Raw genomic sequence first — 24,230 nt, 5'->3', positions numbered from 1 at the left:
GGGGTCGGGCTGCCCATTAAAGTCCGATTGGTGAGGACTGATAATCAGTGGGGGATGAAGAAAACCCCCACTGATTAAAGTTTCACTTTATTTCGTAAATTGTGCTTCTTCTGTAGATCCTTTTAGCGCTGTCGTTGATGAAGTACCGCCTGTAATAACTTGTGCTACTTCATCAAAGTAACCTGTTCCTACTTCGCGTTGGTGACGTGTTGCGGAGTAGCCATGTTTTTCTGCTGCGAATTCTGCTTGTTGTAGTTCAGAGTACGCTGCCATGCCGCGCTCTTTATAGCCACGTGCTAATTCAAACATGCCGTAGTTTAATGAGTGGAATCCAGCTAGTGTTACGAACTGGAACTTATAACCGTAAGATGCGATTTCTTTTTGGAAGCTCGCAATTGTTTTCTCATCTAGTTTTTGTTTCCAGTTGAATGAAGGTGAACAGTTATATGCAAGTAATTTCCCTGGATGCTCTTTATGAATTGCGTCTGCAAATCGTTTTGCATCTTCTAAATTTGGTTCAGACGTTTCGCACCAAACGAGATCTGCATAAGGAGCGTATGCTAAACCACGTGCAATCGCTTGATCAAGACCCGCTTTCGTACGGTAAAATCCTTCTGGAGTTCTTTCTCCTGTAACAAATGCTTTATCAACCGGATCAATATCGCTCGTAATTAAATCTGCTGCATCTGCATCTGTTCTTGCAACGATAATTGTCGGCACTCCCATTACGTCAGCAGCAAGGCGTGCTGAAATTAAATTACGTACCGCTGTTTGCGTTGGTAGTAATACTTTTCCGCCTAAATGCCCACATTTTTTCTCTGAAGATAATTGATCTTCAAAGTGCACACCTGATGCACCAGCTTCAATCATACCTTTCATTAGTTCAAATACGTTTAATTGTCCGCCAAATCCAGCTTCTGCATCTGCTACAATCGGTACGAAATAATCGGTATCACCGCTTCCTTCCATATGCTGGATTTGATCCGCACGTTGAAGTGTTTGATTAATTCGTTTTACTACAGCAGGTACGCTGTTCGCTGGATATAAACTTTGGTCTGGATACATATGTCCAGAAAGGTTCGCATCAGCCGCGACTTGCCATCCACTTAAATAAATTGCTTTTAAACCAGCTTTTACTTGCTGCATCGCTTGGTTTCCGGTTAATGCGCCAAGTGCGTTAATGTAATCTTCCGTATGAAGCGACGCCCAAAGCTTTTCAGCACCGCGGCGCGCTAACGTGTGTTCAATATCAATTGACCCACGCAGGCGAATTACATCTTCTGCCGAATATGGACGTGTGATTCCTTTCCAACGCGTATCTAATTCCCAGCTCTCTTGTAATTTGTCGATTCTTTCGTTTTTCATTTGTTCCATCCCCTTTTCATTTTTTATCCCACATTAACGGGCTGTAAGACTCCCATCTCAAAATTCAGCGAATGCAAGGAAGTTAGTTGGGAGCCAACTGCCCGTAAAAGTCCGATTGGTTCAACTAATAATCAATGGGGGATACCCCTCCCCCCACTGATCAAAGTTTCACTTTATAAAATTTTATAACCCGGTAATGTTAAAAATGGTACGAATTCATCATTCCGAACGAGATTTGTAAATAACGTTGTCGCCTCTTGGAATCTCCCTTTCTTAAAGGCTTCTTTACCAATCTCTCTTTCTATTTTTGCTAATTCTTCTTCTTTTAATTCTTCCATCAATTTGAGCGTAATATTACGGCCGTCATTTAGCTTTCCACCTTCATGGCGAATCCATTGCCATACTTGTGCCCTAGAAATTTCCGCTGTTGCCGCATCTTCCATTAAGTTATAAATTGGTGCTGCTCCCCGTCCACTTAACCAAGATGCGATATATTGAATACCTACACTAATATTTAGGCGAAGTCCCTCTTCTGTAATCGTTCCCACTGGTACTTCTAATAAATCCTTTTCTGTAACATGTATTTCTTCACGTTTTCTAAAAATTTGATTCGGTGTTTTCATAATGTGATTAAATACTTCCATCGCGACTGGTACAAGTCCCGGGTGGGCAACCCAAGTCCCATCATGACCATCTAAAGCTTCGCGCTCTTTATCCGCACGCACTTTTTCAAAAGCTGCTTCATTCGCTTCTGGATTGTTTTTAATTGGAATTTGTGCCGCCATTCCTCCAATAGCTGGTGCATTACGACGGTGACACGTTTGAATGACTTTCAAAGAATACGCGCGCATAAACGGCGCCGTCATCGTGACTTGCGCTCTATCTGGAAGTAAAAATTCATTATGATTACGGAAACTCTTTAGAAAACTGAAAATATAATCCCATCTCCCGCAATTTAACCCAGCAGAATGATCTTTAAGCTCATACAAAATTTCATCCATTTCAAACGAAGCGTGAATCGTTTCCAATAACACCGTTGCTTTGATCGTTCCGTTTGGAATACCGATATATTTTTGAGCAAATACGAAAACATCATTCCATAACCTTGCCTCTAAATGACTTTCCATTTTCGGTAAGTAAAAGTATGGACCACTTCCTTTTGCTAAAAGAGCTTTCGCATTATGGAAAAAATAAAGTCCGAAATCTACTAAGCTACCAGACATATTCTTCCCTTCAACCTGCATATGTTTTTCTTCTAAATGCCATCCTCTTGGACGCACAATTAGTACAGCTGTTTTACTATTCAGATGATATTCTTTTCCATTTTCATTTTTATGTGAAATCGTTCCCTGTACTGCATCTCGTAAGTTTATTTGACCTTCAATTGCATTCTGCCAAGTTGGTGAATTCGAATCTTCAAAATCTGCCATAAAAAGATGTGCTCCTGAATTTAAAGCATTAATAACCATCTTTCTATCTACTGGTCCAGTAATCTCTACGCGGCGATCCTCTAAATCTTTTGGCAATTTGGCAATTGTCCAGTCCGCTTCACGTATGTGCTTCGTTTCTTCTAAAAACTTCGGAAACTCTCCTGCATCAATTCTCTTTTGTTTCTCCGTACGCTTTTGTAAAAGTTCTATGCGGCGCTCATTGAAATTTTCATGTAGTTCCTTTAAAAAACTCAGCGCCTCAGGTGTCAATATTTCGTTGTACGCTGGCAACATTTCTCCGGGCAATGTAACCCGTGAAGTTTGCGTCGACATATTAGCATCCCCTTTTTAAACTGTTTTATAACAGATTTGATTTTATGTTTTATATTATATAACAAATCTTCAGAAAAGGAAGTTTTTTTTGAAAAATTCATTTTGTTTTTTTTTCAAAATGCCTTTCTTTCACGATTTATTCCATATAAAAAAGGCCCCTGTTATACAACAATGACCTTTTTGTATGATTTTTTCTATTTCCACTCCTCTTTCAAATGATAATTAATAATCGCATTGTTTATAAACTGAGCATATTGTTTTCTCGGTACAGGGCGATTTAATTCATACATCCCTTTTCCAGTTTCTGTAACAACTTGATTGGATTGCAGTGCACTAATTGCCTCTTCTGCCCAATGTCCTTTTGGTACATCTTTAAATATATGCTTTTGTTTTGATATATATTTGCGTCTTTTCAAAGTTATAAAGTAGCACTTTCCTTCATCGACAATTCCTTCTCTTTTCCCTTGCGGAAAGTTAGAGCCATTCCTACAAATATAAGAACAATCCCTACTACTTGCATACTAGTCGGTCTAAACCCGGTAAAGACTGTATCTAATAGGATTGCAACTGCAGGATCTAAAAATACTAGTACCGAAATTAATCTCGTCGATAAACCTCTTAAACTGTCAAAAAATAAATAATATACAAATCCCGTATGTATAAGCCCTGTCGCTGTGATCATCATCCAGTTCATCTCTGTTAACCCTTGAAACTTGCCAAAATCTACGAATGGTAGCAATAAAAATATACCTAAAAACGTTTGTAAAAATGTCATCGCATATGCGCTCGTATGCTGAATTCCTTTCCCTAATAAAGTGGTAAAAGCATAAAATAAAGCTGCAAGAAGTGCCCATACCATTCCAGACGACATCAGTTTTTCGAGCGATAGACTTCCATCTACTCCAGCTACTAAAATTGTACCGATAAAGCAAATGACAATGGACATAACCGCAAATACTGTAAGTCTCTCTTTAAATACAATACTACCAATCATTAATACGATAATGGGTGCAAGATGGTAAACTGAAATTGCAATTGTAATCGACATAACTTCAAACGCTTTAAATAGAAATACCCAGTTAAAAACGAGAAATATACCGCATGCTAATATTTGCATGACTTCTTTTTTATTCCATTTCTCATTTTTATACTGTCCTGTTACGAGCCAACACAATGCTAAAAATATAGTCGCACAAATGCAACGAACGAATACTAATTCAAAAGACGGTAAACCTGTTTGAACAGAAAAAAATCCAATTGATCCGAAAATAGACATCGAAAGGATCATTTTTATAGCCGGCATTGATTTTTTATTAAACACCCTTTCTCTCCTCCTATAACCTATCTTTACAAATGAGAAATCCCCAAAACATTACGTATTATTATATATTACAATCGGAAAATTGTAAAAAATTAGAATATAACGAGTGACAGCCGCACAAAATTCCCATAAAAAAATCATCCTTTTTTATATAGGATGATTTTTTTATTATTGAGAGGAATTTCTCTATATTAAAACTTAAATATATTACTACTTTTGAAGAGTAAATTGGGCAACTATTTGTTTTAATTCTCCTGCTGCGTTATGCATATGTTCAATTGAAACCGAAATCTCTTGAACAGATTTTTCTTGTTGTTGAATAGACTCTTTTACCCTATCAGTTCGGTCAGATGATCTTTGGGAAATTTGAGCTATGTCTTCTGCAGAAGCCGAAATCTCCTCACTGCTCGCTGCAATTTCATCTGTAGACATAGATACCGTTTGAATTTGCTCAGATACTTTCTGTACTTTTTCTGTAATTTTTCCAAATACTTTTTCTGTATGCACTACTACTTGTGTACCTGCCTGTACCTCATTATCTACTTTCCCCATCATATCTACGGTATTGCTCGTTGTTCCCATAACTTGAGTAATAAGTTTCTCAATTTGTTTTGCAGAATTACTAGATTGTTCCGCTAATTTCCGCACTTCATCTGCTACAATTGCAAACCCTCTACCACTTTCTCCAGCACGGGCAGCCTCAATTGCGGCATTTAATGCTAATAAGTTAATCTGAGAGGCAATAGCTTGCATAACATCAATGATTTTAACAATTTCTTCTGATTGTTCTTTCATAGTCTCCACTTGTTTAACACCACTATGTACTGAATTTTGGATTATATTCATCTGTTGAATCATTTGTTTCATTAACTTATTACCACTCTCTGCATCTAATGCTGACTGAGCAGACAATTCATTTACAGATGATGATGTATTCACTATACTCTGCATTCCTTGTGTCAACTCTTCCATCGCACCTGCAGTTTGTTCCATTGCTTGCATTTGGCTCTCTGCACCATTAGCTACTTCTTCAATATCCATCGTTATTTTCTTCGCCGCACTGCTAGATACTTCTGATGCAGATACCACTCCGTCTGCATGTTGGAATAAAAGCTGAATATTATTATCTACTTTTTTCATATTTGTTCTTAACCCTGTAATCATCTCATTAAAATCACTTACTAATACACCTAATTCATCTTTAGCATTATACTCACCATGTACAGTTAAATCCCCATCTTTTGCTCTTTCCATCATACGACTAACAGTTTGTAAAGGAGCAACTATAAGCTTGCCAATAATATAACTTACTATGCATATAATGATTGTAGTAACTACTACAAGAATGATAAAAGTGACAACAGATCGATCTATCATTTTTTGAGAATCTTTAAATACTTGATCAGCTAATTTTGAAACATACGATTCTAGATCTACCGCATATTCAGCTAACTCTACCCCCTTCGGTTTTAATTCCTTCTGAAATTCGTTTACCATTTGTGGCTCGTTTGTTACCTTCGCTTTTTCAAACAAATTTTTATATGTATCTATATAACTTGGTAAAAATTTCTTCATCTTCTGAAACAGTTCATCCTCTTGCTTACTTAAATTAAAGCCATCATCATACTCTTTTAATAATGACTCATATTTTTTAAGATCCTTTTCAATATTACCAATAATACTTTCTTTATTTGTCCCCTCATTTTGTGACGCTGTAATTAATTCTAGCAAGTTATATTCTAGTGAATTTTGTGTACGAAGCATTCCTTCTAATAAAATTGCAGAATATTGATAATCATCGACTACAATCCCTGTATCATGCTTAATTTTATTAATAGAATTAATTGCTACAACGCTCATAATTACCATGCTCAAAACTGCTAATGAAATAAGCGATAATAATTTATATTTCACTTTTAAATTTTGTAAAAAATACATTTTTTCACCTTTATTCCTTTATATATAGATTTTTAGAATTTTATAGCTTATTATTTACAAAATCACAATAAAAAGCAATGATAAATATTCCCAATATCAAACTTATATCTCTATAAAAAAGAAGTAGCATAATAGCTACTTCTTTTTGCTTTGTTTCTCATATTGTTCAAACGTATGAATTCTTTCGAAAATTGGTGGATGTGTGTATAAGAAAAACTTCACTAACGCAGGCGGATTTACTTGGCTTAAACTCGTTTTTGATAAATATTGAAACGTTTTTACACCAGATTTCCCGTCCTTCGTCATGTCTAAAGCATATTGATCTGCCGCTCGTTCTTCTATACGAGAAACATAGTTTGTTGCTGGCTGTGATGCAAAAGAGAGTACAGAAGAAATTAAGAAAAATAAAGGTAAAATTGAAAAACATGCTGCTTTTGAAATTTGCAGCGTATTCCCCCATTTTCGAATACACATATTTATAATACGACTAATGAGATACATCCCTATAAACGATAGCAGCACATAACTCGCAACGCCCCAATATATATGTTTCATAACATAATGTCCCATTTCATGGGCCATTATAAATAAAATCTCTTTATCTTTTAATTGCTTAAGCGTTGTATCCCACATTACAATGCGAAGATTTTTTCCAAGCCCCGTTACGTATGCATTTAACGAATTCGTTTTCTCTGACATATTTACTTCATATACGTGTTCAGATGGAATATCAGCTTTATCTGCAAGTGCTAAAATTTTTGTTTCTAATTCTTTATTTTGTAGCGTCGAGAAGTCATTATAAAGCGGGTCAATAACGACCGGCTGCACAAATGTTAAAAAGATTGTAAATGGTACAGAAAGCGCCCAGCCTACTAGCCACCATCGCTTCGGAAATTTACCGATAAGCCATAACAAAACAGTAACAATGAGTAACATAGTCGCATAATTCACCCAAAAATCGATAACGTGATCTTTTATCCAGCTTTGTGTACTTTGCGTTGAAATGCCGTAATCAACGGACACTTTTCGGCTAATCCATTGCATCGGCAAGGCAAGAACTGTTGTGAGTAGTGATAAATAAAAGAAATAAATCGCAACTTGCAGGACACTTATTTTCGTCGTTTCCTTCGACCATTTCTCAAACTTTCTTGAAACACCGAGCACAAGTACAAATAATAATATAATCCATTCCAGAGGCGTCGCTAAAAAATACAGTAAATTTTTCACGCGCGAATAATCTTGGCTTAGCGTAAGCTCTCTCGCATTCATAAACGTTTCTGGATCTGCACTCGTTCCTTTATACATGTCCGGAATAAGTTCATAATTCCATCCAAATAAATACCAATATATAAGCAACGCAAACCCAACGTACAAAAAAAGCGACCACCCAATAACCTTCCTCACGCTATTCCCTCCTCTATGCTGCCTGTCTATTATTATTGTAAGTTCGTACATGCTAAATTAGAACAAGCTTATTACGCGAATTGCTCGAAATCCCTTTATTTACATAAAAAAACTCTTCTACAAATAGAAGAGTTTTACCTACCTTTAGACACTTTCTTCGGTTCATACTCTGGGATAAGAAACGTACTTACAACCCAACATATTAAACCAGCGCCTTTTATATAGCTTATATATTCATAGTCTTGAAAAAATAAAGTCGTTACAATAAGCGTAAAAAATCCAATTAAAACTAGTACGTATCCTACTTGCTTCTTAGATAACATAACGTTTCTCCTTAAGGAAGTATATCCACTAATAAACTAAAATCTTGTAAAGAAAAAGAACTATATTTCATAATACCTTGCACAGCTAAAAGTAAAATAAGACCGGTCACACACATATAATTAACGCTTTCTTCACTCTTTTTTTCAGCAACTACTCCACCGCTTATACATAATACTCCTAACAAATGGAGTGCTAAATACATAAAGAAATAAGCCTCTTCCCAGCGAAGAATAACATTGACTGTCGTTATCAGCACTATACTAAGCAAAATCAAATAAAAAAACTTATTTGATGATATTGTTTCATTCATATATTTTTATACATCCCTTTCAAATTTAGAATCAATGATGTTTCAAAGCTATAAAGTAAATGATTGTTTTCATACTATAAAACAAAAGGAAAGCCACTATTACTTTCTCGAATACTTTATGAACCCACATATACTTCTCTTCATTCTTTCTGAAGATGCGCTTCATCATTTCTTCTACTATTAGACCAAGTATTAGTAAAACCCCTAGCACAATAAGAAGAGAAATAATATTTTCTTTTAAATGATTACTAGAGAACAAATAATACTCTGGAAACACAATCGTATCTACTACAGGCTGAAGCCAATGACAAACGCTTTTATCACACATATCTGTAAGAGACGTAGATTCTATCATGTCTTTCAATATTTTTTCAATCGTCTTCTTCATCTCATTTATCCCCCACTACATGTGAAAAACTCTCTTCTTGTTCTACATATATAGCTGGCATTTCTTTATTCCAATATTTGCGGTTAACAAATAAAAAGATGAGTACTAAATTTAATCCTATTATAAAAATAATAAGTCCTGGAAAGAACGTCATATAATTTGAGAAATCTGCGAAACTCATTATCTCTTCTTTATTTATTAAAAAAGAAGCACCGATTACAAATGCATTGTTTAACATGTGGATAGCAATTGGCATGAGTAAGCTATTTGTTCGAATATATACGATTGATAGTACAACACTAAATACTACTGCGCCTAGGAAATCAACATGTAGCAACGCAAACAACATCGCTACTACAATGATTGCTATACTCGTTCCCCATTTTGCTGCAAAGCGTTGCAGTAAAAATCCCCGAAAAACAAATTCACCAATAATTGGTGCGATGAACACGACCATAATAATTTGATATACATATCCCCCTGTGCTATCAATAACCGGTTCACGTAATGCGTTCATAATAAATTCCGGTGTAATCCATGCAAAACTATACATGTACAAAATAAGATATCCATAACTAAACACAGCTAACATAAGTGCAATGTATAAAACTTGCACCAGGTTAAATGTTTCATGTTTATTAATAAATAATGAAAATGAAACACGGTGTTTTCTATACTCAAAAAAAATCCATGTAATCGGAAGGATATAGAATATAAGAATATTTATAAAAGTAGAATTTTGCATATGAAATGTATTTTCTATCAATTCATTACTGACCCTTGCAACTAAAGTTAATAGTGCAAATACAATTAAAAAATATCTAGCTCGCATCGTTTGAAACGGATTCACACTCATCTCCTCCCCTATGTTACTTTTATCATATCATTTGATTCTTAATTTTTTGAGAAAGAAAACCTTAAAATTTCCTTAAAAATTCCATAAGTTACCGAAAGATGATATGATATTCGAGGAAATTAGGAGGGATTTTTATGTATGAAGCAAATATTTTGCTCGTTGATGATGAAACAGCAATTTTACAATTACTAACTACCATTCTTGAAAAAGAAGGTTTTTCTCATATTACAACTGCGACATCCGCTGAAATAGCTTTATCTCTCACTCAGCAAAACGATTACGATTTGATTATTTTAGATGTTATGCTTCCTGGACAATCTGGTTTTGATATTTGTCCAATCATTCGCCAGAAAACAGATTGCCCTATTTTCTTCCTTACAGCTAAAACATCTGATTTAGATAAAATATCTGGATTTTCACACGGTGCAGATGATTATATTACGAAGCCATTTAATCCACTTGAAGTAGTCGCTCGTATGAAAGCACAACTCCGAAGACATATGAAACAAGCAGTACCACACGAACAAAAAGCACAATCCAGTTCATTTGGTAGATTTGAAATTGATCCATATTCCGCAGAACTTACAGTAAATGGACATATCGTCGAATGTTCCGCCCAGCTATTTCAGCTATTACTCTTCTTTTGCGAGAATCCGAACTACGTATTTTCGAAAGAAGAAATATACGAAAAAGTTTGGGGAGCACCAGCCTATAATGGCGATGATAATACCGTTATGGTCCACATTCGAAAACTACGTGAAAAAATTGAACAAGACCCAAGTAAACCAGAATATATAAAAACTGTTCGCGGACTTGGCTATAAGTTCATTACAAAGTAGGGTGACGATATGAACTTTAATAAACGACTTATTATCCAGTTTATCATGCAACACGTATTTGTTTTGGTTACATTACTGATTGCTGTAGTAGTGGCTTTCACTTATTTATTTTTTCTTGTTACGAGTACTTCATACGAACCGAACATTCCAGATTCTGATAGTTTTACGATTTCCAGATATATCTCTTCAGAAGATGGCGAAATTTCGTTAAAGGCTGAAGTAAAAGACTTAATTAAAGAGAAAAATGATTGGATTCAAGTTGTAGAGGAAAACGGAAAAGTTCTCTATCACTTTAATACGCCTAGTGACGTGCCAACATCTTATACAGAAACATCTTTATTCTCTTATATACAAAATCACATAGAAAGCCCTTATACGTTTACATATTGGGAAATTGAATTAGAAGAAAAGAACGTACTTGTTATTTACGGCGGTACGGTAAAAAGCAATGTATTACTGAAATCAATCCAAAAAAAGCACCCTTCTGTATCTGCGGATACGTTCACATTAACAGAAGAAGAAAAACAGTTACTTTCTAAAGAAAAGGCTACTCTTCAAATCTTTAATAGTGGCGGCGAAGAAGTATTCTCCTATCCGAACGGAAAGAAAAAAACATTTTCTGGCATACAGGCTGCTCTTAACGCAAAAGAACCGTGGAATCACAAAGAAAACACGTCTAGCTTTTACGATACAAATAGCAATCATCTTCTCGTTATAACTGCAAAAAATGAGCACTACTACCCAGATGATGAAATAGACAATGTATTTGCTAAAAAGTTTCTAATCGGATGCGGATTAATCCTTCTTATCGTATTTGTTTATTTAGTCATTCTTTCTATTTGGTACGGTAATAAATTTGGAAAACCGTTATTACATGCGATGCGCTGGCTTAAAAATATAGCTGGTGGAAAGTACGAAGAGCCCGTTAATAAAAAAGGGAAACCTGTCAGGTTCCGGCGATCTGGTAAAGAAAAATGGTCATTCCGCTTATTTAGTGATGTGACAAATTCACTAGAGCACCTTTCTATTACACTCAAAAAAAATGATGCAATGAGACAAGTATTGCAGCAAACACGTGAAGAATGGATTACCGGTCTCACGCATGACTTAAAAACACCACTTAGCTCTATATATGGTTACGCATTATTACTAGAATCAAAGCAGTACAACTGGACTGATCGTGACATTCAACAATTCGGCAGCGTTATGAAAGAGAAATCGCAATATATGACGACATTAATTGATGACTTAAGCTTAACGTATCAATTAAAAAATAACAGTCTTCCTGCGCAGCACGTAAACATTGAAATGAATCAATTTGTCCAAAAAGTATTATTGCAATTCATTAATAATCCGACACTTCAAAATCAAAATATTGAATTCGTACCAAGCTCAAACAAAATTCAATATTTCATTGAAGAAAAATGGTTCCAGCGTATTATCGAAAACTTACTCGTAAACGCTGTAAAACATAATAATGAAACGACAAACGTCATCGTAAAACTTTCGCAAAATGAAAATTCATTTACACTCTCTATTTCAGATAACGGCAGAGGAATGGATGATAAAACGAAAGAGCTTCTCTTTGAGCGATATTATAGAGGAACAAATACAGAAGAAAGCAACATCGGAACGGGACTTGGTCTCGCTATTACAAAACAGCTCGTCCATGCTCATAACGGAACGATTTCTATTAATAGCGAACTAGGAAAAGGAACGACAATTATACTTGTGTTTCCGTTTCGTTCGTAGAAAAGGCGCTATGTGGCGTCTTTTCTTATGGGGAAGTTTGACAGTAAATAAAATTATATCGGCGATTTTCAAAATATATCGAGCTTTCGACAAAAACCAACAATACCAGTCTACTTCCTCTACTATACAAAGTAAAAATAAAACTATTAACAAATACATTTCTAAACTGTTATACTATAAATAGAAGTATAAACTAACTAAGTTTTGCATAAAATGAAGTAGACGAGGTGCTTCCAACACCCCGTCACTGCAACTAATTACCGCAAGGTGGAAGGTTGCAACTAAAGCTTATTTGCGCTTAGAAGACTTCCCACGCTTCGCAGGCAGACGGGTGGTCTTCTTTTTGCGCTTTTTTGTCGTTAATTTCTTAAATCCCATAACTATACCTTCTCTAGCTATAGTTTTTGTGATTTCCAACAAAATTTGCAAAAGAAATTCCATACGATTACACCTCCTTTCTCCACAAAATAAAGAAAGGGCATAACCTTCCACCCGCAATATTTAATTGCTACTTTATTTTATCATTTTTAAATGTATTACAGATGAGGCAATACAAATTTAACAATCCACTCGTAAAAATAACCTTTCACAACTCACTATGAAAGGTCATCTCCATATTTTAGCTATTTCCCTACTAACACAAACACATTCTCATCAGGTGCTTCCATTACTGCAACATGCCCTGATTCTGTTGGAAATGGTTCGCGAATCCATTTCACATCTTTATTATCTTTTAAACTATCATACGTTTGTTGCACATCTTCTACTAATACTTCGACTTCCATAAAGTTAATATCTGGATGATTGCTTATTACTAACTCCGAACTTTTCGCATCTGGAAACTTCAATCCTATTAACGTCCAAATAACCCCCTTCTTCTAATTCTCTTTCTATAACCTAGTTTTGCTTCATTCCCATTTCTTTATAGAAAGAAACTGATCTTTCTATATCCTTCGTATGTATAGATACACATTCTAGTTTTTTGAACATCTTCCCATTTCCTCCTTTATAAAAAAGCGAACCATTTCTCAATGACTCGCTTTCAATCTATTATTTTTTCTTCACCGGTATCCAAAGTTCCACTTGAGCGAACTCACTCTTATCTTCGTGGCAACGCTCATCGTATAATTCAAACTCTGTAACGCCGCAATGTTCATAACCTGAATGCGGGAACCATTCTGCGAATACTGCATTCCACGTTTGGTGAATAGACGATACCATTTCTTCATGAGGAACTTTCGGTGTTGTGAATACAGCATATGTCGCCGCTGGGAAAGTACGCTTTGCAATTTCATTTGGTACATTTTCAAAGTCTGTAACTTCCATTCCAATAATATACGTGAAGTCTCCTGTTTCTAAATTAAAATCAGTACATAATCCAAGCTCTACCCATTGGCTCGTATCTTTACGATTCGGAATCGTTGTTCCAAGATCTTTTTGTAAATATTCTTGCCAAAATGCTGGGATGTCTTGATGGTTTTTCCCTTCTTTACTTGTCGTCTTCAGTTCATAACCCGCCATTAAAAATTCTGGTTTATTTACAATACGATATTCCATTTGTATGCCTCCTAAATACGGATTTAATTTTCTTTGTTTTACATTCACGCTGTAATACATCGGCGTTTCAATTTCTTGTTTTCGATATTCACTCGGTGTCATTTGAAATAATTTTTTAAAGGCTCTCGTGAACGTTTCGTGAGATTGAAAGCCATGCTCAAATGCGATATCAATAATTTTTTCATCCGTATGAGAAAGTTGATAAGCTGCCCGGGCTAACCTCCTCTTTCGAACATACTCCATTACTGTATCACCTACTAACGCCTGAAATACACGATGAAAATGTGACTCAGAAAAACCTGCAATACGTGCTAAATTACGCAGCGTCTGTTTTTCCATTACATCTTCCTCAATATAATCAATTGACCTTTGAATTTGTGTTTCATAGCTTTCCATCTCTGTTCACCCGCCTTATATGTATTATGATAAAAGAGAATCCTATCCAATTCTTGATGTTTTTTACTATAATTCCATAAAAAATTGTAACTTTTTTATATGTATTTCGTTGTTATGTATGAAGGGAGGGAAATGTAGTGAAACGCAAACAGTCATTAGAAGACATTTACTCCGAGCATATGCACGACTTATTTCGCTATCTTCTCTCCCTTACCGGAGATTCCCACTACGCGGAAGATCTCATGCAAGAAACGTTTTACCGCATGCTCGTCCATATTGACTATTATAAAGGAGAAGAAATTAGGCCGTGGTTATTTACGATTGCCTACAACGCCTTTATCGATTGGTATCGAAAAGAAAACAGATATAAAACAACGACAGTTGAAGAATTCCATTTACCGAACGTACCTAGTACAGAGCACTCTTATTTTATAAAACATGAGATTGCTAGTTGGTTAGACCATTTATCTTCTCTTCCTCTTGAAAGACGAAATGTCCTGTTACTACGAGATTACTACGGATTTTCATATAAAGAAATAGCAGAGATGACCGGTCTCTCACTAGCAAAAGTAAAAATTGAATTACACCGGGGACGAAAAGAAACGAAAAGCATAAAGGAGTGATACGGATGGTTTGTTCAGAGTTTAAAAAACTATGGGAGAAGTACGAAAACGGAACGCTCACGCATGATGAACAAGAAGAGTTAGAAAGTCATATAGAAACGTGCGAAGAGTGTGAAACACATTTGGATGAATTGCTCGCAAAAACAGAGCCAGTTAAGAAAAAGTTACCACCAAAAGATCTTAAAATCCCTTTTTGGAAAATTAAGTGGAAACATCGATTACAGACGCTTGGTTTCATCCTATCCATTTGTATCGTCATATATATAATCGGCGGAATATTATCCGCCTTTTATTTCCAATCTAATAACGATAAAAGGTTAGAAGAAATAAGAAGTGTTCCTTCTCTTGCACTTGAAGCGACTATGCCAAATAGCCGCGTTATGGGCGGTGGAACAAGTGTAGAAGCTTTTTTCCGTACGAACAGCCATTTTGATGTAGTAAAAACGGTCGGTAAAAAAGAAATACCACTCGGGACATTAGAAACGAGTAGCTTCTTATCATCTGTAAATGTCCTAAATAACTCTTGGATGAATACATTCTATCAGCCAAAGCTCTTCTTTGTTCACCCAAAAACAGAACAGGGTGATTATTTAAAGGAATCTTCAAAAAAGGTATGGGATACACTTGCAAAAGTACATGAAGGAACCGTTGCAGAAATAACAATTTCTTTTGACAAAGCTTACACTTTAAAGGAGCTAGAACCACTTTTATATAACGTATTTGAAGCACAAGAACTCCCTCCAACTCCTTTATGGTACGCTTTAGATACGGGACAAGAAAAAACAAATGTAGAAGACCACATCCTACATGGCGGAGAAGCTATAGGCTTTCCAGAACATATAAGATTCCTAGATAGTGATACAGAGAATCAGAAAACGCCAGAAGATAAAGTTATCGAAATGATGCGTATTCTTTCTACACATACGGAAACGGTAAGTAAAATAGCTATAATTCCTGAGAAAGAACTAAAATTAGATAAGCGCTATCAGTATGTAAAAGATAACGGCGTTAAAGTATACGGCATGGTCATTACTGGCCCGTCGAAAGAGTTATTAAAATTACAAAACTCACCCCACGTTCGTTATGCGACTCTTGGAGATATTGAGGTTTGGAATTGGTTTGATTATTAATGAGAAAAAGGAGAGCAAAGATATGCTCTCCTTTTTAATCCGAAATCACTTTCACATACATCCCTCTCACCGCTTTTTCATAAGCGATCTCGCTCATCTGTCTTATTTTTTCCGACACAACAGACGATGAAACAACTTCACCTTCACGAAGTAACGGAGGATCAATAAGACGGACTTTATTTTTCTGATACAAATCATAATCTTTTCTATCTTCTTTTGCTTTTACATTCGGATGAACTTTGCTTAATAAAGCATGTACTTCTGGATCATTACATTGCTGCAATTTAGAAATAAGCTCATCATCTTCAAGAAGAAAGTCATCTGCATGAATAACCTTTTTATGAAGAGCTAACTTTAACATCTTAGCTAACATATCGTTTCCGTAAATATTGATTGGTTTCATAAAGAAATCGATTACTTCTTTATAATACGTCTTTGTAAACCACTCTGCCATTTCGATACTTTGCAGAACCATTTTCCCATCTACTGCGATGACATCCTCTAAAAAACTGTGAACTTCTTCTAACGAAATATGCCCATATGTATACATATCTCGTAATGTATAATCCACTCTGTCTGCACATAATTCTGGTGCTGATCTTTCGAGTAACGTCCACTTCGAATCATCTAATAAAATATCTTCATAGTTATAACCATACTTCGAAAGAATCGCTGGAATTTCTGATTTTTTCACAACAGAGCTAAATATCTCTTCATGATAACTTTCATTTATATTATCAAAAACATAATCAATCACATGAGAAAAAGCAGTATGCGATACATCATGCAGTAAACCTGCAATTTGTTCTTCTACTGAACCACCTAGTTTTTTCACTAATAACATAACGCCAACTGAATGATCAAAGCGCGTTACATTCCATTTCTCGTTCACTAAATAACTTGCTCCACCTTGATGAATACCTTTTAGTCTTTGCATAGACTTACTTGCAATTAATTCTTCTAACACCTGATCCACTTCAAACTCACCGTATAGCACATCTGATATAATCACTTATAATCCCCCTTTATTTCAGCAGCGTCTTCTAAATGAAAGAGAAAAGAACTGATTTTTATTAATCAGCCCTTTTCTCTTTATCCCACTATTCAAACGTAACTTCCACCTGCACAATCTCAGATCTACTTCCAAGTCGAAGCGGTGGTCCCCAGAATCCGAAACCAGAAGAAACAATCGCGTGGAATGCACCTTTTTGTGCGTATCCCCAGTCTAATTCGTACATTCTTCTCGTTACAATATGATTCGGCGCCATTTGTCCGCGGTGCGTGTGACCGGATAATAGTAAATCAACACCAGCCTCCGCTGCTTGTTTCAACTCAAATGGTTGGTGATCCATTGCGATAACTGGCATAGATTTATCTACCGTACTCATTAGATTTTCAAAGCTTTGACGATCTCGCTCTGTTTTATCTCTTCTTCCAACGAGATAAAAATGATCTTCAATTGTAATCACTTCATCTAACAGAATACGAATATCAATCTTATCCATCTCTTGTAAAAATTCAGGAACCGCTCGTCCATAATATTCGTGGTTTCCTAACACACCATATACGCCTAGTGGAGCTTTCATTTGCTTCATAATTGGTCCCATATTTTTTTGAATGAACACACCTGGATGATCATCGATAATATCACCTGGCAGTAAAATAATATCAGGCTCCATCTCATTTACATGACGGACAAGTCTTTTTAAATGCGACACGCCAGATAATTTACCGAAATGCATATCAGAAGCCATCGCAATGCGTAAGCTTTTACGTCCCTCTACTTTTTTCGGTATGTGCACCTCGTACTTTCTAACTACTGGACTATATGCGTTGAATACTCCATATGCAAAAATAAAGATAAACGCAAGTAACACGGCCGTTCCTGTCCAAATAATTGCCACTTCTTTCTCCACTGTAAACTGTAAAAGAAAGACCGTAATATTTGCTAACGGCAACAGCATAAGCGCATATTGTATGACCGCAAACCAAATCGACCCTATCGTTCGTAGAAATGGCAAGAATTTAAACACTTGCACGAGAATGTACGCATATGAAATAAATCCGACTACGAAAGCGTAATATCCCCAAGATTCCCAGCCAAACACCGCATGAAGCCAAACCCAACCGTTCCAGCCGATGTAAAACATGAGTAGTGTATATACAAGTAACATAGTAAATATATTGAAATAACGAAGATTTTTCACAGCCAGCCTCCTTCTTGATTTCTTCTATTATATCTTGTTATGCACGGTTAACGTAAATATTAAGCACATCAATCTTCACAATAAACACCTCTAACTGCTAGATGCAAACCTAACAATTAGAGGTGCAATTCAAAACAAAATTACTTTTACAGATTTTCGTTATAGAAACTTGTTAATTTTTCAACTGCAATTTTTACTGGTTCTGGTTGGTCGTATAAATCATAATGACTCGCACCTTCCACAACAAGTAAATCTTTTTTCTCTGAAGCTGCTTTCTCATACAACTCATGACCATCTTTATAAGAACCGAATGCGCCTTGCTTGCTGCCGACAATAATTTGTAACGGCTGTGTTAATAATGTATCTGTTAAATGGAACGCATCAAATCCAATTACCGATCCCATGCTCGTAAAGTTTAACTTATTTGGAGAGTTAACACTTTGCCCTCGCGGTGTTGTATAGTACTCAACTGCTTCTACAATATCTATATCAGTCATACCTGCCGCCTTTAATTCCTCCTCATTTTTAGGAATCCAATTTGTAATCATCGCCTCTGCTCCACGTGCTTCAGCAGTACGTTGTTTACCAATTGCCTCTAATACCCCAATTGGATCAGCTTCACGATTTAATCGGCCGATATTTGCACCAACAACTGTGCCAACTGCTTTAATGCGGCGCTCTGTCATTGCGGCATTTACCGCATAACCACCGCCCGCACAAACGCCTAACACACCGATACGTTCTTCATCTACATAAGGAAGAGTAGTTACATAATCTACCGCTGAGCGAATATCTTCAACGCGTGCAGCTGGTTCTTCCATATATCTCGGTGCACCTTCACTTTCACCTTGATACGATGCATCAAACGCAAGCGTAACATAACCTTGTTCTGCTAATTTCTCTGCATATAATCCTGCTGTTTGCTCTTTACAGCTACTACCTGGATGCACACAAACAATCGCTGCATTTTGTTTCTTTTCCTCAGCACCTACAGGAACATTTAAAATACCTGCAATTCGTAATCCTCTTGCATAAAAATGAACATTTCTCTTCGTAACTGTCATATATAAAACCACCCTTACTTTATTTTTAATTTACACTTGTGAGAGTTAATACTCACGTGTATATTTATAATAAAGCGAGCAACCACTTGTTTCAATGACCACATTTACGCATTTGGGTGATAATACACACATAACGAAATATGTGTATCAATAACGGAGGAACACCATATGGAGAAAATCGATCGAAGAATTATAAAATCACAAAACGCTATTCAATCTGCATTTATCGAAATGTTAATTGAAGATGGCTTTGATGAAATTACAGTAAAAAACATTACAGAAAAAGCAAACATCGGGAGAAAAACTTTCTACCTACACTACCTAGATAAATACAATTTATTAGACAAAATTGTGGACGACCATTTAAATCAATTAAGAGAAATATGCGATATAAAACAAACAAAAGGCTATATAGAAGGAACTGTCATATGGTTTGAATACTTCAAAGAACACAAACCATTTTTCGCATCGTTATTTAGAAGCAACAGCACATTATCATTCCAGAAAAAGTTCCTAACGTTCATCATGGGTGAACTAGAAAAAAAATTAAACACAAATACATCCTTAAATAAAAACATTGATAAACAAATCGTTTTAAAGTTTTTAGGAACAGCTGTCATGGGCATTTTGGAATCTTACGTATTGGATGAAATTGATAATGATGTTGAGTACGTTGCGACGCAAGTTGGGGAATTGATGAAGAGGAATATATAATGGTTATGAAAAAGTGCACCCAACAATTTGGGTGCACTTTTACTCTTAACTTAGAAATTGCATATTTTCATAAGGATGAAATATATTTATTCACCTTCATCTTAATAAATTCTTCTGAGATATAACCTTCTCTTTTAAATTCTCATAACAAATTCAATCGAAACGAGCTCACCCTCATCAAACAATAATACTCTCAAGCTCTAACTAAGGTAAGTTTTATAATAATGAGGTCCTACAGTTTCAACCTTCTTTCCATAGTACTATTTCAAGATTATACTCATTCTTTAGAAAAGTAAAACCACTTCTCATAGACTCATCTACTACAATAAGGCTAGAGTAAATTAAACTCCTTTGAACATCATCATACCCAATGAAATCTAATACTTCTTTTGTATATAACATGAAATCTTCTAATTCTATATGCACACCAAAGTCCCAGTTTTCATGTGCATACCATAGAATAATCTTCTTAGACAATAAATTAGTTAATTCACATTCAAATTCTTTTATTTCATTGATAACATGTTCAGTGTCTGATACATTAGTAACTTTGACAGGAGTAGGTGTCTCATGAATTAAGAACTCTACTACTGAAGCTATTGTGTCTCCACTAACAACTTCGAAATTTTTTATGGACGGACATAATATTAAAAATTTTTGTCTAGTAGCCTTTTCTTCTACCTTTTCTCTTAAGATTTTAATTCTCTCTAAACGCTCATTCAACTTTATCACCTCATATATTAAGTACATCAACAAAATACAGCGTATCGTCCGTCTGAAAATACATAACAGATCCGCGGCTATAATAAGTACCAAATTGAATCGGTTCTCCCAGTTCATTACGAAGATTTATATTATGCACATGATTATTATTTAAATCATAAACAACCAACTTTTTATCTTGCGTAATGAATACTACTTTATCTTGGGCAACCGCAAAACTTTCCGACCATATTTCCTTAATTACATTTATTTCATTCCATGACATATGAATTTCTTTATCTTTCATTTGAACTAAAGGAAATTCTGAATAATAATAGAGCCAAACGTCTCCATCTATAACGTTCATTGCATAACAATCATCTATAGGAGGCACATTAAACCTTTCTACATATTGATCATAATGATTAAAAATCAATTGTCCTTTAGAATCAAAAGCAACTATACCATTTACTCCAATTGGGCACTCTCCGAAAACCCCTTCATCACAATAACTAACCCATATATCTTCATTCACATCAACCTGACAATCTTGAATCCCTTCTCCGGCATAAAACTTACAATATTCACTTCCGTCTGGATTATAAATAACTGCATTATCACCTTCATAATTAAATATAAGCAACCACCTCTCTCCGATTCGTTGCATACATTGGACAGATTCAACATCAATATCCACATTTAAATTGAAACTCTTTATATGTAAATTATTTTTATCCAAATAAATTATACAAGGCTGATCCGTATTCTTTTGTACAAGTAACATTACATTTTGTTTATAATCCAAACTCATTTTTTTAAACTGATAAGCTTCAACAATGGACTTAAAACTTACTAACTCTTTACATACGATATCTTTCATATAGATGAAAATCCTCTCAGTGATTCTAAATATAGAAGTTGTAAAAAAACGCCCCCAAAAATCCGAGTACATTTTCATTCTCAACGTAGAAACTTCTGTAGCTTTTATTTTAATCCATAATCTGTTCTTCCGCATAACAAACAAATACTTGCTTTTCCGAGCATAAAGATACTATATAATATTCATCTTCAAAATGACCTACTATATACCCCATTTCCCCCGCTAGTTCAATTGTTTCTTTATTAAAATATACTCTTGCCCGATCAAATTTCATATGCATTATAATGCGCTCTAACTCATTTTCGTTTACTTCTTTTTCAGAGAAAAGAAACATGAGACTCCCCTCCATACATACTGGGGAAATCACATCAAAAATATCAGTTGCGGGATCATAATGATTGATTAAAATTGTGCTCTTTACGGTAGATTTTTTCCAATTTAGCTCTTTTAATTCTTTTTCCCAAATGTAATTTTGCACCTTTGTTAATTCCTCTTGAACCCCATCACAATTCACTAAAAGATATAAATGAAATTTCGACATCATTGTTTCCATAAATCGTTCCATGCTTGTATCAACATCAACTATATATCTATTAATTGTTGATAACAAATTCAAGATGTTATCATTTTCAAAATTATCATGTTCATCTAACACTAGAAAATACCCGTTATTTTCCGTTGCTGGTTTGTGTATTTCAATGTATGTGTCCATGGTTCCTCCTTAAAAACAATTTTTCACATCACCATGACATATATAAAGAGAGAAAAGCTTATACTCACTCTTCTCTCTAACAACTTTATCCTTCCTTACTCTGTCTCTATATTTCTAAATTGTTACTAACAATTGTTAATAATGCACCATCATATTGAATAAAAGCACACGCCGATGATGGGACTAATGTGATTTTAGGAACAAAACAATTTCCCATTACATACTCTATAATCCTACTTTGAGTTATTTTTTCAAATTCAATATGAACCTTTTCTCCAAAACAAATTATAGCTAACGTGTTTTCTATACTTACACTGTAAAATAGATTGATAATATAAAGTACTTCTTTCTTTTGTATAGATTCAAAAACAAAGAAAATATTATTCTTTCCCAAATCTAAAATCTTATAGAAAATATTTTTAGAATCGACTTCCTCTTTAAAATGTAATACTTCTGATTTACCTACATGTATAATAAATTGATGAATCCTCTGTTGAAAAATCAAATTCAAATTATCAATATTAAAATCATCATTACTATTTAAATCCGTTTCATATATGTCAGTAAAATTATCCACCCGATATATATTACTATCTTCAATACACTGAACTCTTTTGAATTCAAAGTTCATCTTATCATTCCCCTACATGTACAAATTCGCCATACAAATTTTTTTCGCGATTTTCATAATAAAGATCAATAATTTCAGCCAGAGAAAATACATATTACTTTATAGTACGGATAAAAATTGCTATCCTCATTTATACTCAATTACAAAATTTCTATTAGCAAGTATCTTTTCTACAAATTCTTGTTTCTCTTCTAATTTATATTCCATACAGAAATCTACTAAATGAGAAGTAGACCAAGTCACATTTCGAACTGGATTTCTCCTAGTATTTTCAGTTATTTCTCCCATTATTTCCATTTCGAAAATAACCTTAAAAGTATAATCGTCAAATACCATTCCATTAAGCATCAAAGCTGTTAAAATGTTAGCATTATCGATACTCTCTTTCGTAGGCACTGTTTTCAAATGCAAATCAAATATAACACATAAAGGAAACACGTCTTCCATCAATTCAACAATTTGTCCGAAGAAATATGTTTCATTTGGTAAAGGGATAGAAAATACATCTCCAACTTTCCATTTTTGCTTTTCAGGTCGTTTCCAAGATCCAATAAACTGTTCATACTCTCTTTGATTCGCAAATGTAAATGCTTCGTCTATAAGTTCATTCACTAAAATCGTAACTTGTAACAACGTCTTTCCACTGGTTGAATATATTTCTACACAATCGCTCTCTGAATCAAAACGAACCTTACCTTTTATTCCAGCTTCTTTAACTTGATTTCGTATAAACACCATTGCATCATAATTCGTCTCTAAATTTAAAAGCTCAGCTAAATCTTCAAAAATAATATATTCCTTTGAACTAGAATCTGGTATAAACATACGAATTTTCCCGATCTGTAACGTATAATTTAATTCATTAAATAATACTGATTCCATTTGTTCTCTCCCTGACTAATTAAACCTTGTATTGCTTCCACTTTTTCTCTATTATAAAATTCAAACCTTAAATTCTCATCATCTTTTACATAGTAAAATGCTGAAACATCTATAAATTCCAATTTAATCTCCTTTATAGCTCCATCATCAATTATCTGTAGTATGAATTTCATACTATCATTTAATATGTTTAATTGGGTATCTAAAATTGTAGCCCCCCATAATTCATCTAATATTTGCTGAATATCAACATCCTTCAAAAACTTCCTCCTCTAACGTTTCTTCTTATGATTTTATAATCATAAGAAAATTAATGTATACCAAAAGAGAGAAGAGCCTATATTCGCTCTTCCTTCTCCAAATTATTTCTCTATTTATTTCTTATCCTCTTCTACATCATATAGTAACTTTTCATGTACTTCATTCATACACACATTTAACAAATGAATCTTTCTGACCACTAACTTTTCTG

The 24,230-nt window shown here is 34.8% G+C and carries 26 protein-coding genes and 3 pseudogenes; 5 read left to right on the top strand and 24 right to left on the bottom strand.

The window, feature by feature from the left end; translation table 11 throughout:
- Positions 1-87: 87 nt before the first annotated feature.
- The 11 genes and pseudogenes from aceA to Q9B79_RS13120 form a co-directional block, all read right to left on the bottom strand.
- Positions 88-1,365 carry an isocitrate lyase gene (gene aceA, locus Q9B79_RS13165; protein ID WP_306184879.1) on the bottom strand — a complete coding sequence of 426 codons (1,278 nt, stop codon included), beginning with the start codon at positions 1,363-1,365 and terminating at the stop codon, positions 88-90.
- Positions 1,366-1,538: 173 nt separating this feature from the next.
- The gene (gene aceB, locus Q9B79_RS13160) at positions 1,539-3,128 is read right to left on the bottom strand and encodes a malate synthase A (protein ID WP_306184877.1); all 1,590 of its coding nucleotides are present in this window, start codon (positions 3,126-3,128) and stop codon (positions 1,539-1,541) included.
- A 194-nt stretch (positions 3,129-3,322) separates the two neighbouring features.
- A pseudogene (locus Q9B79_RS13155) lies at positions 3,323-3,523 on the bottom strand (S-layer homology domain-containing protein); the annotation flags it as partial.
- Between the two features lie 23 nt (positions 3,524-3,546).
- On the bottom strand, positions 3,547-4,449 hold the full coding sequence (locus Q9B79_RS13150) for a DMT family transporter (RefSeq protein WP_306184875.1): 903 nt from the start codon (positions 4,447-4,449) through the stop codon (positions 3,547-3,549).
- Positions 4,450-4,659: 210 nt separating this feature from the next.
- Positions 4,660-5,451: a methyl-accepting chemotaxis protein gene (locus Q9B79_RS27085; RefSeq protein ID WP_483861658.1), complete on the bottom strand. Its 792-nt coding sequence runs from the start codon at positions 5,449-5,451 to the stop codon at positions 4,660-4,662.
- A gap of 156 nt (positions 5,452-5,607) precedes the next feature.
- Positions 5,608-6,387: pseudogene (locus Q9B79_RS27080) on the bottom strand (MCP four helix bundle domain-containing protein); the annotation flags it as partial.
- Positions 6,388-6,522: 135 nt separating this feature from the next.
- Entirely contained in the window at positions 6,523-7,791 is a 1,269-nt protein-coding gene (locus Q9B79_RS13140) for a M48 family metallopeptidase (protein WP_306184872.1), read from the bottom strand.
- A gap of 134 nt (positions 7,792-7,925) precedes the next feature.
- Complete coding sequence (locus tag Q9B79_RS13135; protein WP_306184871.1) at positions 7,926-8,114, bottom strand: hypothetical protein; 189 nt, start codon at positions 8,112-8,114, stop codon at positions 7,926-7,928.
- Between the two features lie 11 nt (positions 8,115-8,125).
- Positions 8,126-8,425, bottom strand: a complete 300-nt coding sequence (locus Q9B79_RS13130; RefSeq protein WP_306184869.1) for a hypothetical protein — start codon at positions 8,423-8,425, stop codon at positions 8,126-8,128.
- A gap of 31 nt (positions 8,426-8,456) precedes the next feature.
- Entirely contained in the window at positions 8,457-8,813 is a 357-nt protein-coding gene (locus tag Q9B79_RS13125; RefSeq protein WP_306184868.1) for a hypothetical protein, read from the bottom strand.
- A gap of 1 nt (position 8,814) precedes the next feature.
- Positions 8,815-9,669, bottom strand: a complete 855-nt coding sequence (locus tag Q9B79_RS13120) for a CPBP family intramembrane glutamic endopeptidase (RefSeq protein ID WP_306184866.1) — start codon at positions 9,667-9,669, stop codon at positions 8,815-8,817.
- Positions 9,670-9,803: 134 nt separating this feature from the next.
- Here Q9B79_RS13120 and Q9B79_RS13115 point away from each other — a divergent pair, with 134 nt between their 5' ends.
- Both Q9B79_RS13115 and Q9B79_RS13110 read left to right on the top strand, forming a co-directional pair.
- Complete coding sequence (locus tag Q9B79_RS13115; RefSeq protein WP_306184864.1) at positions 9,804-10,508, top strand: response regulator transcription factor; 705 nt, start codon at positions 9,804-9,806, stop codon at positions 10,506-10,508.
- A 9-nt stretch (positions 10,509-10,517) separates the two neighbouring features.
- Positions 10,518-12,260, top strand: a complete 1,743-nt coding sequence (locus Q9B79_RS13110) for a sensor histidine kinase (RefSeq protein ID WP_306184862.1) — start codon at positions 10,518-10,520, stop codon at positions 12,258-12,260.
- Positions 12,261-12,548: 288 nt separating this feature from the next.
- On the opposite strand, the gene Q9B79_RS13105 is transcribed toward Q9B79_RS13110, so the two are convergent.
- The 4 genes and pseudogenes from Q9B79_RS13105 to Q9B79_RS13095 all read right to left on the bottom strand — a co-directional run bounded on the left by Q9B79_RS13105 (position 12,549) and on the right by Q9B79_RS13095 (position 14,213).
- A complete protein-coding gene (locus Q9B79_RS13105) occupies positions 12,549-12,701 on the bottom strand; it encodes a hypothetical protein (RefSeq protein ID WP_000394952.1) in 153 nt (50 codons plus the stop codon).
- A 182-nt stretch (positions 12,702-12,883) separates the two neighbouring features.
- Positions 12,884-13,154 (bottom strand): annotated as a pseudogene (locus Q9B79_RS13100) (VOC family protein).
- 3 nt (positions 13,155-13,157) lie between these two features.
- Complete coding sequence (locus Q9B79_RS26995; RefSeq protein ID WP_372339546.1) at positions 13,158-13,250, bottom strand: VOC family protein; 93 nt, start codon at positions 13,248-13,250, stop codon at positions 13,158-13,160.
- Positions 13,251-13,310: 60 nt separating this feature from the next.
- The gene (locus Q9B79_RS13095) at positions 13,311-14,213 is read right to left on the bottom strand and encodes an AraC family transcriptional regulator (protein WP_306184859.1); all 903 of its coding nucleotides are present in this window, start codon (positions 14,211-14,213) and stop codon (positions 13,311-13,313) included.
- Between the two features lie 137 nt (positions 14,214-14,350).
- Here Q9B79_RS13095 and Q9B79_RS13090 point away from each other — a divergent pair, with 137 nt between their 5' ends.
- Positions 14,351-14,836, top strand: a complete 486-nt coding sequence (locus Q9B79_RS13090) for an RNA polymerase sigma factor (RefSeq protein WP_306184857.1) — start codon at positions 14,351-14,353, stop codon at positions 14,834-14,836.
- A gap of 5 nt (positions 14,837-14,841) precedes the next feature.
- The gene (locus tag Q9B79_RS13085) at positions 14,842-15,966 is read left to right on the top strand and encodes an anti-sigma factor (RefSeq protein ID WP_306184855.1); all 1,125 of its coding nucleotides are present in this window, start codon (positions 14,842-14,844) and stop codon (positions 15,964-15,966) included.
- 34 nt (positions 15,967-16,000) lie between these two features.
- Here Q9B79_RS13085 and Q9B79_RS13080 read toward each other — a convergent pair whose 3' ends face one another.
- The 3 genes from Q9B79_RS13080 to Q9B79_RS13070 form a co-directional block, all read right to left on the bottom strand.
- On the bottom strand, positions 16,001-16,978 hold the full coding sequence (locus tag Q9B79_RS13080) for an HD domain-containing protein (RefSeq protein WP_306184853.1): 978 nt from the start codon (positions 16,976-16,978) through the stop codon (positions 16,001-16,003).
- Between the two features lie 88 nt (positions 16,979-17,066).
- Positions 17,067-18,173 carry a metallophosphoesterase gene (locus tag Q9B79_RS13075; protein ID WP_306184851.1) on the bottom strand — a complete coding sequence of 369 codons (1,107 nt, stop codon included), beginning with the start codon at positions 18,171-18,173 and terminating at the stop codon, positions 17,067-17,069.
- A 146-nt stretch (positions 18,174-18,319) separates the two neighbouring features.
- Positions 18,320-19,237, bottom strand: a complete 918-nt coding sequence (locus tag Q9B79_RS13070; RefSeq protein WP_306184849.1) for an alpha/beta hydrolase — start codon at positions 19,235-19,237, stop codon at positions 18,320-18,322.
- Positions 19,238-19,405: 168 nt separating this feature from the next.
- Between Q9B79_RS13070 and Q9B79_RS13065 the strand changes: the two genes are divergently transcribed.
- Positions 19,406-19,951 carry a TetR/AcrR family transcriptional regulator gene (locus Q9B79_RS13065; RefSeq protein WP_306184847.1) on the top strand — a complete coding sequence of 182 codons (546 nt, stop codon included), beginning with the start codon at positions 19,406-19,408 and terminating at the stop codon, positions 19,949-19,951.
- A gap of 240 nt (positions 19,952-20,191) precedes the next feature.
- Here the strand turns inward: Q9B79_RS13065 and Q9B79_RS13060 are convergent, their stop codons facing one another.
- The 6 genes from Q9B79_RS13060 to Q9B79_RS13035 all read right to left on the bottom strand — a co-directional run bounded on the left by Q9B79_RS13060 (position 20,192) and on the right by Q9B79_RS13035 (position 24,018).
- The gene (locus Q9B79_RS13060; protein WP_306184845.1) at positions 20,192-20,674 is read right to left on the bottom strand and encodes a YxiF family protein; all 483 of its coding nucleotides are present in this window, start codon (positions 20,672-20,674) and stop codon (positions 20,192-20,194) included.
- Between the two features lie 10 nt (positions 20,675-20,684).
- Positions 20,685-21,533 carry a hypothetical protein gene (locus Q9B79_RS13055; RefSeq protein ID WP_306184843.1) on the bottom strand — a complete coding sequence of 283 codons (849 nt, stop codon included), beginning with the start codon at positions 21,531-21,533 and terminating at the stop codon, positions 20,685-20,687.
- 109 nt (positions 21,534-21,642) lie between these two features.
- Positions 21,643-22,245, bottom strand: coding sequence for a hypothetical protein (locus Q9B79_RS13050; RefSeq protein ID WP_306184840.1), 603 nt, complete (start codon positions 22,243-22,245; stop codon positions 21,643-21,645).
- 106 nt (positions 22,246-22,351) lie between these two features.
- Entirely contained in the window at positions 22,352-22,876 is a 525-nt protein-coding gene (locus Q9B79_RS13045) for a hypothetical protein (RefSeq protein WP_306184838.1), read from the bottom strand.
- Positions 22,877-23,002: 126 nt separating this feature from the next.
- Positions 23,003-23,758: an Imm26 family immunity protein gene (locus Q9B79_RS13040; protein WP_306184836.1), complete on the bottom strand. Its 756-nt coding sequence runs from the start codon at positions 23,756-23,758 to the stop codon at positions 23,003-23,005.
- The gene (locus tag Q9B79_RS13035; RefSeq protein ID WP_306184834.1) at positions 23,731-24,018 is read right to left on the bottom strand and encodes a YxiG family protein; all 288 of its coding nucleotides are present in this window, start codon (positions 24,016-24,018) and stop codon (positions 23,731-23,733) included. Before Q9B79_RS13035 ends, Q9B79_RS13040 begins: the two co-directional genes overlap by 28 nt.
- Between the last annotated feature and the right edge of the window lie 212 nt (positions 24,019-24,230).

It is taken from the genome of Bacillus sp. MHSD_36 (assembly GCF_030757775.1).
In the GTDB taxonomy this organism is placed as follows: Bacteria; Bacillota; Bacilli; order Bacillales; family Bacillaceae_G; genus Bacillus_A.
The sequence above is the reverse complement of the archived record's forward strand: the minus strand, read 5'-3'. Positions and strand labels throughout refer to the sequence as shown.

Coding starts and splice junctions, on each gene's coding strand:
- Q9B79_RS13135 (WP_306184871.1), bottom strand. CDS start 8,114: ATGTTATCTAAGAAGCAAGTAGGATACGTACTAGTTTTAATTGGATTT.
- Q9B79_RS13125 (WP_306184868.1), bottom strand. CDS start 8,813: ATGAAGAAGACGATTGAAAAAATATTGAAAGACATGATAGAATCTACG.
- Q9B79_RS13065 (WP_306184847.1), top strand. CDS start 19,406: ATGGAGAAAATCGATCGAAGAATTATAAAATCACAAAACGCTATTCAA.
- Q9B79_RS26995 (WP_372339546.1), bottom strand. CDS start 13,250: ATGTTCAAAAAACTAGAATGTGTATCTATACATACGAAGGATATAGAA.
- Q9B79_RS13110 (WP_306184862.1), top strand. CDS start 10,518: ATGAACTTTAATAAACGACTTATTATCCAGTTTATCATGCAACACGTA.
- Q9B79_RS27085 (WP_483861658.1), bottom strand. CDS start 5,451: ATGCAAGCAATGGAACAAACTGCAGGTGCGATGGAAGAGTTGACACAA.
- Q9B79_RS13120 (WP_306184866.1), bottom strand. CDS start 9,669: ATGAGTGTGAATCCGTTTCAAACGATGCGAGCTAGATATTTTTTAATT.
- Q9B79_RS13045 (WP_306184838.1), bottom strand. CDS start 22,876: ATGAACTTTGAATTCAAAAGAGTTCAGTGTATTGAAGATAGTAATATA.
- Q9B79_RS13070 (WP_306184849.1), bottom strand. CDS start 19,237: ATGACAGTTACGAAGAGAAATGTTCATTTTTATGCAAGAGGATTACGA.
- Q9B79_RS13105 (WP_000394952.1), bottom strand. CDS start 12,701: ATGGAATTTCTTTTGCAAATTTTGTTGGAAATCACAAAAACTATAGCT.
- aceA (WP_306184879.1), bottom strand. CDS start 1,365: ATGAAAAACGAAAGAATCGACAAATTACAAGAGAGCTGGGAATTAGAT.
- aceB (WP_306184877.1), bottom strand. CDS start 3,128: ATGTCGACGCAAACTTCACGGGTTACATTGCCCGGAGAAATGTTGCCA.
- Q9B79_RS13115 (WP_306184864.1), top strand. CDS start 9,804: ATGTATGAAGCAAATATTTTGCTCGTTGATGATGAAACAGCAATTTTA.
- Q9B79_RS13050 (WP_306184840.1), bottom strand. CDS start 22,245: ATGGACACATACATTGAAATACACAAACCAGCAACGGAAAATAACGGG.
- Q9B79_RS13130 (WP_306184869.1), bottom strand. CDS start 8,425: ATGAATGAAACAATATCATCAAATAAGTTTTTTTATTTGATTTTGCTT.
- Q9B79_RS13085 (WP_306184855.1), top strand. CDS start 14,842: ATGGTTTGTTCAGAGTTTAAAAAACTATGGGAGAAGTACGAAAACGGA.
- Q9B79_RS13055 (WP_306184843.1), bottom strand. CDS start 21,533: ATGAAAGATATCGTATGTAAAGAGTTAGTAAGTTTTAAGTCCATTGTT.
- Q9B79_RS13040 (WP_306184836.1), bottom strand. CDS start 23,758: ATGGAATCAGTATTATTTAATGAATTAAATTATACGTTACAGATCGGG.
- Q9B79_RS13095 (WP_306184859.1), bottom strand. CDS start 14,213: ATGGAAAGCTATGAAACACAAATTCAAAGGTCAATTGATTATATTGAG.